This window comes from Bordetella ansorpii (assembly GCF_900078315.1).
GTDB classification, from domain to species: Bacteria; Pseudomonadota; Gammaproteobacteria; order Burkholderiales; family Burkholderiaceae_B; genus Bordetella; species Bordetella ansorpii.
Map to the genome: position 1 here is coordinate 1 of NZ_FKBS01000032.1, position 1,114 is coordinate 1,114.

The window sequence follows — 1,114 nt, forward strand, 5'->3', positions numbered from 1 at the left end:
GGTATTACTTCAGGATCTTGGCGACGACGCCGGCGCCGACGGTACGACCGCCTTCACGGATGGCGAAGCGCAGACCTTCTTCCATGGCGATGGGGGCCAGCAGCTTGACGGTCATCGTCACGTTGTCGCCCGGCAGCACCATTTCCTTGTCGGCCGGCAGGTCGATCGTGCCCGTCACGTCCGTCGTGCGGAAGTAGAACTGGGGACGATAGCCGTTGAAGAACGGGGTGTGGCGGCCGCCTTCTTCCTTCGACAGGATGTACACCTCGGACGTGAAGTCCGTGTGCGGCGTGATCGAGCCCGGCTTGGACAGCACCTGGCCGCGTTCGACGTCTTCACGCTTCGTGCCGCGCAGCAGGATGCCCACGTTGTCGCCCGCTTGACCTTGGTCCAGCAGCTTGCGGAACATTTCCACGCCCGTGCAGGTCGTCTTGACCGTCGGCTTGATACCGACGATTTCGATTTCTTCGCCGACCTTGACGATGCCGCGCTCGATACGGCCGGTCACCACCGTGCCGCGACCCGAGATCGAGAACACGTCTTCCACCGGCATCAGGAACGCGCCGTCAACCGCGCGCTCGGGCGTCGGGATGTACGTGTCCAGCGCTTGGGCCAGCGACAGGATCGCCTGCTCGCCCAGCTCGCCCTTGTCGCCTTCGAGCGCCAGCTTGGCCGAACCCTTGACGATCGGGGTGTCGTCGCCCGGAAAGTCGTACTTCGACAGCAGTTCGCGCACTTCCATTTCCACCAGCTCGAGCAGCTCGGCGTCGTCCACCATGTCGGCCTTGTTCAGGAACACGATGATGTACGGCACGCCCACCTGGCGGCTCAGCAGGATGTGCTCACGCGTCTGCGGCATCGGGCCGTCAGCGGCCGACACCACCAGGATCGCGCCGTCCATCTGCGCGGCGCCCGTGATCATGTTCTTCACGTAGTCGGCGTGGCCCGGGCAGTCAACGTGCGCATAGTGGCGCGTTTCCGTTTCGTACTCGACGTGGGCCGTGTTGATCGTGATGCCGCGCGCCTTTTCTTCCGGCGCAGCGTCGATCTGGTCGTAGCCCTTGGCTTCGCCGCCGAACTTCGTCGACAGAACCGTCGTGATCGCTGCCGTCAG

General features: G+C 64.3%; 1 protein-coding gene. It reads right to left on the reverse strand.

Annotation, left to right across the window (positions count from 1 at the left end):
• Window positions 1–4: 4 nt before the first annotated feature.
• On the reverse strand, window positions 5–1,114 hold a 1,110-nt coding region (tuf, locus tag A7W11_RS27145; protein WP_066422086.1), incomplete at its 5' end, for an elongation factor Tu.